Below are 2,953 nucleotides of genomic sequence, written 5' to 3'. Positions count from 1 at the left end.
CTCAAGACCCTGTTCATGCTCGGCAACCTATGGATGGTGAGGGGCAAACTGATGGCTGGCGCAGCATGAGTGCGTGCAAAAAACAGGGCACAGAGGTTCTTGCAAGGTCCGCAGGCTGTTTGAGGCAGGTTTGGCGTCCGGTTCGACTCGACATCGATGCCGCCAGAGAACATGCTGATGTCTTCACGTCGTCAAGCGCTTCCCAAACGAGTTGTTCAGACCATCCTTAGGCATTGCTGCAACCCTTTCGACTCCTGCGTATATTCGTCAACAACACCAACTATTCCATTTCAAATCGGCTACTCAGTCCAGTCCTATTTTGGGAAGTAATTGCGGTCGTTCGCGACCGACTGCTTTGCGACGGCCCATCACCCAAAAACGTGGCAGGCGCTGGTGAAGCCCTTGGACAAAGAAGTACCGCCCTTGAGTTCGAAGCTAAACCCCTAGGTTCGCAGCCCCAAAAGGCAATGCATGATCCAGTAGTCCTTCTCGACCAACGTCGGATCAAGGCTGCGCTCGTCAGCGACCACTGTAGGCAGGTCACCGAAGTCCTTGTGGTCATGCAGAGACTCAGGCACTCAACCAACCTCTGGTGCGCTCGCGGGTGGCCACAGAGCCGAACGTCGAGAGCTCGCGTTTGAGCTTGTCGGGGTCAAACGATGGCAGCTTGCTCTGTGCTTGCCGCAAAACTGCATCACGATCCTCAGCCAACTGCTCCAGGTTGTTGAGCAGATCGACAAACAAGAACTCACTCCGGCGTGAGCCTGGCCCGGCTCTGCTCGGCATACTCAGACCAGCAGGTGATTCAACGAAATAGAGTCAGTGATCATGGAATAGGGCTCTCAAGTAGTCAGCGAGCCTAGCGTGATGTTCGCAGAGACTCTAGTGATCCGGAACGTTGGAGTCGAAACACGGCCCCCTGTGGAGACGTGGCAAGAAACTCAATTTTTACAGGGCCGGATCAATAGGGTCGACGGCGCTCGGCCCGTCCAGCGTTTGAAGGCCCGCCGGAAATTGGCCGGATCGTTGTAGCCCAGCGTGTAAGCGATCTCCTGCACGCTCAGCTTGCCTGCTTGCAGGTATTGCATAGCCAGATGCTCGCGCACCTCATCCAAGATCTGCTGAAAGGATGTGCCTTCAGCCACCAGGCGGCGGTGTAGGGTGCGCGGGGTGAGATGGAACTGGCGGGCCACCACCTGAAGGGAAGGAAAGCCATGTTGGCGCGTCAGCAGGTTACGGCGCACCTGGATGCTCAAGGCCGCGTTCACATCGCGCTTGTCCAACTCTTCACGGCACAGGCGTGCAGCATCATCGAAGCTGGCCGGGTCAGCCGAGCTCAGCGGCAAGTCCATGGCTGCATCCGGCAACACCAGACCGCACCAGTCTTGGCTGTAACGCACCTCGCAACCAAACATGTCCCGGGCCAGATCTGCATACGCAGGCTCGACCTGTTTGAAGCACACACGTCGCACCTGACAAGTGCCCAAGGTGATCTGGTCAATCAGGTTCTTGATGGTCAACAAGATGGCTTCGCTGACCACGAGATCCAGCCCGTCGAGTGGGCGGGCCACAGGAAAGCCCACCCATACCTCGTCACCCTGAACCCGCTGCGTGACCGTCACCAGTGTGGTACGCAGCGGCAAGAAGCTCTCCAGCAGCGACACAACCTGACGCAAGGTGCTGCTGCTCAAGGCCGCGTAACCCAGCCTGCCGTGAGTGTTGATGCGCAGGCGCTCCCCCACGAGCAGGCCAAGAGCGGGCTCCTTTGCGGCGCCCAAGGCCGCATGCATCAACTTCAGAAAGGGCACGAAGCCCAAGCCCCGGTGGCCGTCGGCCAAGTCCGCCATTTGCAGATCGGCTGCCGCAAGCACCTGTAATGACCCAGCGGTTTCTGCACAGGTCAAGCTGCTAAAGCATAAGCCTCAGCAGGGGTTCGCATACCCAGCGCTTGGTGTGGGCGCTGGTTGTTGTAGAAGCCGATCCAGTCGCCAATGGCCCGACTGGCGTGTTGCAAGGTCTCGAATCGCTGGCGATGAGCGCACTGCTCCTTGAACGTTCGAATCACACGCTCGACCATGCCGTTCTGTTCGGGGCAGTATGGCGTGATGAACTCCTGCTGCAAGCCATAGCTTTTGACCAGCGACGTGTAGCTTCGGCTGGTGAAGACCAGGCCATTGTCCGAGCGTAAAAGGAACGGCTTGTCGACCTTGCCCAAGCAGCCATACCGAGCAATCAAGGCCTGCTCCAGGGCTGACTCGGCTGTTTTGGACTTCCCGCTGCGGCTCAAGTGCCAGCCCAGCAACTCGCGGGTATGGCAGTCGATCACCAACGCCAGACTGGCCCATCCATCGCGGCCTGTCCAGACACGGCACAGGTCCGTGGCCCAACGCTCGTTCGGAGCCTTGGCGACCGAGGGCAGCGCCTGGATCCTGGGCCTGAAGCCGATGGGCCGCTTCTTGACCTGCCAGCCCATGATCTGGAACACGCGCTGCACGGTGTTCTTGTTCATGCCTAGCAAGCCAGCCACGGTGCGGTAGCCGAACGATGGCTGGTCTTCAATCATCGCCTTGATCGGTTCGGCGAACCGTTCCTGGACCTTAGGCGGCGCCTTGGTGGGGCGGTAATAGACCGTCCGGCGAGCCACATTAAACCACTGACACAGTTTGACCAGGCTGACCGTGACACCCTCGTCTTTCAATCCCTGCTGAACCTTGAGGATCATTTCTCNTCGCCGTAGGCCTGCTGCAGCTCACCGAGCTGCTTCTCGTACTGCTCCTTGACCTCCAGCGGTTTGGAGCGCAACGCGTTCTCCATTCCCCGCTTGCCCTCGTCGACCCACTGCTCCACTTCGGAGGGGTTGAGGTCAAAGGCCCGGCTGGCCTCTGAGACCGTCGTCTTGCCTTGAATGATGTCCAAGACCAGGGCGGTCTTACGCTTGGCCGTCCAGCGCTTG

At 59.1% G+C, this 2,953-nt stretch carries 4 protein-coding genes; all 4 read right to left on the bottom strand.

Annotation, left to right across the window (positions count from 1 at the left end; translation table 11 throughout):
- Positions 1-570: 570 nt before the first annotated feature.
- A complete protein-coding gene (locus tag EIP75_RS23660; RefSeq protein WP_233585024.1) occupies positions 571-744 on the bottom strand; it encodes a hypothetical protein in 174 nt (57 codons plus the stop codon).
- A 197-nt stretch (positions 745-941) separates the two neighbouring features.
- A complete protein-coding gene (locus EIP75_RS23655; RefSeq protein ID WP_125245648.1) occupies positions 942-1,904 on the bottom strand; it encodes an AraC family transcriptional regulator in 963 nt (320 codons plus the stop codon).
- Positions 1,901-2,722, bottom strand: a complete 822-nt coding sequence (locus EIP75_RS23650) for an IS3 family transposase (protein WP_125245647.1) — start codon at positions 2,720-2,722, stop codon at positions 1,901-1,903. Before EIP75_RS23650 ends, EIP75_RS23655 begins: the two co-directional genes overlap by 4 nt.
- Positions 2,719-2,953: transposase (locus EIP75_RS23645; protein WP_125245646.1), on the bottom strand; the 235-nt coding region annotated here is incomplete at its 5' end. The genes EIP75_RS23650 and EIP75_RS23645, both read right to left, overlap by 4 nt.

The organism is Aquabacterium soli (genome assembly GCF_003933735.1).
Classification (GTDB): domain Bacteria; phylum Pseudomonadota; class Gammaproteobacteria; order Burkholderiales; family Burkholderiaceae_C; genus Aquabacterium; species Aquabacterium soli.
Note: the sequence above shows the minus strand (reverse complement) of the source record. Positions and strands in the feature narration are given on the sequence as shown.

What these genes read in the sequence shown, in the direction of transcription:
- EIP75_RS23650 (WP_125245647.1), bottom strand. Translation starts at nt 2,722, where the DNA reads ATGATCCTCAAGGTTCAGCAGGGATTGAAAGACGAGGGTGTCACGGTC.